This is a genomic window from uncultured Fretibacterium sp., assembly GCF_938040765.1.
Taxonomy (GTDB): Bacteria; Synergistota; Synergistia; order Synergistales; family Aminobacteriaceae; genus CAJPSE01.
Map to the genome: position 1 here is coordinate 1 of NZ_CALIAA010000018.1, position 5,051 is coordinate 5,051.

Below are 5,051 nucleotides of genomic sequence, written 5' to 3' on the forward strand. Positions count from 1 at the left end.
CGGTTAGGACAGGCTGCCCGTCTGACCCGCGGCGACGATTCCACAGAAAGGGGACCGGGGAAGATGGCGTTTACGACGGGACGTGCCTGGATGAAACACCTGATATCGAACGTTCGGTTCGCTCTCCTTCTCCTCGGACTTTTCGCTCTCGCGGATCCCCTTTTTTCTGGGTCGGCGCCTCTCGGTGTTTGAGCTGAAAGTCCGAGCGGTGCAAGAGAGAGAAAAAACGGGGTCCGCCCAGGCGGACTCCGTTTTTTTGTTGGTTTTTCCCGTCTCCCGGAGAGGAAGAACCTCATTCAGAGATGCGGGGAACGACAAGGAGGAGACAAGAGGATGCGGGACAAGAACAGGGTATGGATCTTCGACACGACGCTGCGGGACGGAGAGCAGGCCGCAGGAGGGAACCTGAACGTTGCGGAGAAACTTCAGATAGCCCATCGGCTGGCCCGGCTTGGAGTGGACGTCATCGAGGCCGGTTTCCCGGCGGCGTCCCCCGGCGACTTCGAGTGCGTCCGCACCATAGCGGAGGAGGTCCAGGGGCCGGTCGTCGCAGGTCTGGCCCGCACGAGGGAGAACGACATACGGAGCTGCTACGAGGCGGTAAAGGGCGCTCCCCGGCGGCGCATCCACACTTTCATCGCGACGAGCCCCATCCACATGAGGGATAAGCTGCGGCTGACTCCCGAGGAGGTCCTTGAAGAGGTTCGGTTTGGCGTTTCTCTGGCCGTCGGGCTTGTCGAAGACGTGGAGTTCTCCGCGGAGGACGCGAGCCGGTCCGAGCTGCCCTTCCTGATCGAGGTCTTCAGGACGGCGGTCGCGGCAGGAGCCACGACGCTGAACATCCCGGATACCGTCGGCTACGCGACGCCCGAGACGTTCTACGGCTTCTGCAGGGCGATCATGGAGGGGGTCGGAGCGCCCGACGATGTGGTCTACTCCGTCCACTGCCACGACGATCTGGGGCTGGCCGTGGCCAATTCCCTGGCGGCCATCCGCGCCGGGGCCCGTCAGGCGGAATGTACCATCAACGGCCTGGGGGAGCGCGCCGGCAACGCCTCCCTCGAGGAGATCGTCATGGCGCTCAAGACGCGCCGGGATTGTTACGGTCTGGAGACCGGGCTGGACACCACGAAGCTGCACTCGGTCAGCTCCCTCGTGTCGCGCCTCTCCGGCGTCGTCGTTCCGCCGAACAAGGCCATCGTGGGGGCCAATGCCTTCGCCCATCAGGCGGGTATCCATCAGCACGGCGTGATGAACAACCCCCTGACCTACGAGATCATGAAGCCGGAGGACGTTGGAGCTTCCGGAACCGAGCTGGTGCTGGGCAAGCACTCGGGACGCCACGCCTTCGTCGATCGTATCGAGCACCTGGGCTACGCCCTGACGCCCGAGCAGGTTCAGACGGCTTTCGCCCTCTTCAAGAAGCTCTGCGATACCAAAAAGGATGTGACGGATGGGGATCTCGCCGCTCTGATCGCCGACGAGATCCTCCTGAAGGGCCAACAGAACCGTTACGAGCTGAAGCGCTACTCCGTAAAGACGGGAGAAGGGCCTGCCCTTGCCGTGGTGATGCTGACGACCGACGGAGGGGAGATCAGCGACGCGGCGACGGGCAACGGCCCGGTGGACGCGGCCTATCGCGCCATCTGGCGCGCCATTGAGCTGGAGCCCGAACTGATCGCGTTCGGCATCAACGCCACCAGCGACCACTCGGATGCCATGGGGGAGGCGATGGTCACACTGCGGTCGGGCGATATCGTCGCCCCCGGCAGGGGCGTCAGCACGGATATCGTCGAGTCCGCCATCAAGGCCCTGATCCACGCGGTCAACCGTTTGTACATCCTGGCCGCGGCCAGGGGGGTGGAGCTGCAGAAAAAGCGAAAGGCCGCGTGAGGGCGGAAAAATAAAGGAGATCAACCCACAAGGAGGCAGAACATGAAACCATATACTCTGGCGGAGGCCGTCATCGCCGCTCACACGAAGGACCCGGTCGAGGCGGGAAACATCTGCGGGGTGGGCGTGGACTTCGCCTTTGCCAACGACATCACCGCGCCCCCGGCTATCCGGGAACTCCGCAGGATGGGGGCCCGGAAGGTCTTTGACGTCAACCGCTGCGCCATCCTTCCCGACCACTTCACGCCCAACCGGGACATCGCCTCGGCCGAACAGGCCGTGATCGGGCGGACCTTTGCACGCGAGCAGGGCCTGCTCTACTGGGAGGTCGGCCGGGTGGGCGTGGAGCACGCGTTCCTTCCGGAGCAGGGGTATATCCTGCCGGGCGAGATCATCCTGGGCGCCGACAGCCACACCTGCACGGGCGGGGCCCTGGGGGCTCTGGCCACGGGGGTGGGCTCGACGGACCTGGCCGGGGCCTGGGCCCTGGGACGGACCTGGCTGAGGGTCCCCGAGACCTACCGCATCGTCCTGGAGGGAGCGCTCTCCCCGTGGACCGGCGGAAAGGACGTGATCCTCTCGATCATCGCAAAAACGGGCGTCGAGGGGGCCCGATACATGGCGTTCGAATTCTGCGGGCCCGGGTGCGCGAGCCTTTCGATGGACGCGCGCATGACCGTCGCGAACATGGCCATCGAGGCCGGGGGAAAGGCCGGGCTCTTCGTGCCGGACGCCGTGACCCTCGACTACGTCGAGGGCAGGGCGAAGCGTGATTTTCATCCCCTGTACCCCGACGAGGGCGCGCGGTATGCCAAGAGCATGACGGTGGATCTGAGCGCACTGGAGCCGCTCGTGGCTCTGCCCCACCTGCCGGAGAACGTCCGTCCGGCCCGGGAGTGCGGGGATCAGGTGATAGACCAGGTGTTTATCGGCTCCTGTACCAACGGCCGCGTCTCGGATATCGAGCAGGCGGTGAGCATCCTCAAGGGCCGCCGCGTTCACGACCGGGTGCGCCTCATCGTCATACCGGCCTCCTACGAGGTCTACAACACCTGCCTGGAGCGGGGCTACTTCAAAATTTTGACGGAGGCGGGGGCGGTGATCAGCACGCCTACCTGCGGCCCGTGCCTGGGCGGACACACGGGCATTCTGGCGGCGGGCGAGCGCTGCGTCTCGACCAGCAACCGCAATTTTGTGGGGCGGATGGGCAGCCCCAAAAGCGAGGTCGTGCTGTCCGGGCCGATGGTGGCTGCGGCCAGTGCCGTCATGGGGCGCATCGCGGACCCCAGGGAAGTCGCGTGAGGAGGAAGTCGATGTACACGACACTGAAGGGCACGGTTTGGAAGTACGGAGACAACATCGATACGGACGTCATCATCCCGGCGCGCTATCTCTCCACGAGCGTTCCGGAAGAGCTGGCCCCCCACTGCATGGAGGACATCGACGCCTCGTTTGCGGGGGCGGTGCGGAAGGGGGATCTGATGGTTGCCGGGTCCAACTTCGGCTGCGGTTCGAGCCGCGAGCACGCGCCCCTGGCCCTGCTGGGCTGCGGGGTATCCTGCGTGGTCGCCGCGTCGTTCGCCCGCATCTTCTTCCGCAACGCCATCAACGTCGGGCTGCCCATCTTCGAATGCCCCGAGGCCGCCGAGGCCACGCAGAAGGGCGATGAACTGGAGGTCGATATGGAGACGGGGATCGTGACGAATCGGACGCGCGGTCTTTCCTGGGCGGCGCGCCCTTTCCCCCCCTTCCTTCGCGAGTTGATCGAGCTGGGCGGGCTGGTTCCCTACGTCAAAAAACAGCTGGAGGCGTCTTGAGGGCTTCGCCCGCCGAGACGGTCCCTGACGCGATGAGGAGAGGATGAGGATAAGGATGAGAAAACGTGTTATTGCCCTGCTTCCGGGCGACGGCATTGGTCCTGAGGTGGTGGGTGAGGCCCGCAGAGTCGTCGAAGCGGTCGGGGAGCGGTGCGGTTTTGGGGTCGAGTGGGTCTCCTTCCCCTTTGGGGCGGGCTACTGGAAAAGTCATGGCGAGACCCTTCCCGACTCCGCCCTGGGGGAGCTGGAAAAGTGCGAGGCCCTGCTTTTGGGCGCCGTGGGAGATCCGTCCGTCAAACCGGGCATATTGGAACGCGGGATATTGCTGCGTCTGAGGTTCCATTTCGACCAGTACATCAACCTGCGTCCGGCGCGGAGCTACCCGGGCGTCGCCCTTCCCGTACGTCTTCCGGAGGGAGGACGCATCGACTCCGTCGTCGTTCGGGAGAACACGGAGGATTTCTATATGGGGTTGGGAGTTGTCTCCCATGAGGGGAGGGTGGACGCCCCCCTCGCCTGCGAACGGGGACTCTACTCCCTTTCAGGCCGCATCGAGGCGGGGCTGAGCTCGGGGGACGCCATGGCCCTCCAGGTCGGGGCGCTGACGCGGCGGGGGATCGAGCGCGTCACCCGCCGCGCTTTCGAGCTGGCCCGAAAGCGCGGGGAGGACACGGTCATCCTGGCGAGCAAGGCGAACGCGGTCCCTCAGCTCTACGGGTTCCTGGACGAGGAGACGAAGCGCGTCGCCGACGCGGAGTTCCCGGACATGACTCTCAGGGTCCAGAACGTGGACGCCCTGTGCTACAACCTGGTGCGCCGCCCCGCGAATGTCGGCGTCATCCTCTGCCCCAATCTGTTCGGCGACATCGTGAGCGACCTTCAGGCCGCCCTGATCGGCGGGTTGGGGCTGGCGGCCGGGGGCAACATCGGGGATGGGCTCTCGATGTTCGAGCCGGTTCACGGTTCCGCCCCGGACATTGCGGGGACGGGGAAGGCCAACCCCCTGGGTGCCATCCTCTGCGCGGCCCTCCTGCTGGATCACATCGGCGAGACGGACGGGGCCCGTGTTCTGAATCAGGCCATCGAGACCTACCTGGAGCGGGCGTCCACCGCCGAAAAGCCCGTGGAGATGGGCGGAGAAGCGCTGTCCCCGCAGGTGGGGGAGGGCGTCATCCGCTGCCTCTGAACGAAAGAGGCCGTGCCGTCGACGGCTGGGGAAAGCGTTGCCCCTGGGAGTTTTCGGACTTACGATGCAGGATTGTAAATCCAAGCGCCCCTGTCGCTCCGAATTGGGGTTTTTTCTTGACATCTGCCTTTTCGTTTTGTTATGATATCGCGCGT

At 65.1% G+C, this 5,051-nt stretch carries 4 protein-coding genes; all 4 read left to right on the forward strand.

The annotated features are described in order from the left end of the window. Nucleotides 1-333 precede the first annotated feature (333 nt). From Q0176_RS00570 to Q0176_RS00585, 4 genes are read left to right on the forward strand one after another with little or no spacing between them, the layout of a single operon-like run. Nucleotides 334-1,893 carry a 2-isopropylmalate synthase gene (locus tag Q0176_RS00570; RefSeq protein WP_299297982.1) on the forward strand — a complete coding sequence of 520 codons (1,560 nt, stop codon included), beginning with the start codon at nt 334-336 and terminating at the stop codon, nt 1,891-1,893. Nucleotides 1,894-1,935: 42 nt separating this feature from the next. Then, nucleotides 1,936-3,195, forward strand: coding sequence for a 3-isopropylmalate dehydratase large subunit (locus tag Q0176_RS00575; protein WP_299297984.1), 1,260 nt, complete (start codon nt 1,936-1,938; stop codon nt 3,193-3,195). A gap of 11 nt (nt 3,196-3,206) precedes the next feature. Next, nucleotides 3,207-3,710: a 3-isopropylmalate dehydratase small subunit gene (locus Q0176_RS00580; RefSeq protein WP_299297986.1), complete on the forward strand. Its 504-nt coding sequence runs from the start codon at nt 3,207-3,209 to the stop codon at nt 3,708-3,710. A gap of 55 nt (nt 3,711-3,765) precedes the next feature. Then, nucleotides 3,766-4,896: an isocitrate/isopropylmalate family dehydrogenase gene (locus tag Q0176_RS00585; RefSeq protein WP_299297988.1), complete on the forward strand. Its 1,131-nt coding sequence runs from the start codon at nt 3,766-3,768 to the stop codon at nt 4,894-4,896. Nucleotides 4,897-5,051: the final 155 nt, after the last annotated feature.

Coding starts and splice junctions, on each gene's coding strand:
- Q0176_RS00570 (WP_299297982.1), top strand. CDS start 334: ATGCGGGACAAGAACAGGGTATGGATCTTCGACACGACGCTGCGGGAC.
- Q0176_RS00575 (WP_299297984.1), top strand. CDS start 1,936: ATGAAACCATATACTCTGGCGGAGGCCGTCATCGCCGCTCACACGAAG.
- Q0176_RS00580 (WP_299297986.1), top strand. CDS start 3,207: ATGTACACGACACTGAAGGGCACGGTTTGGAAGTACGGAGACAACATC.
- Q0176_RS00585 (WP_299297988.1), top strand. CDS start 3,766: ATGAGAAAACGTGTTATTGCCCTGCTTCCGGGCGACGGCATTGGTCCT.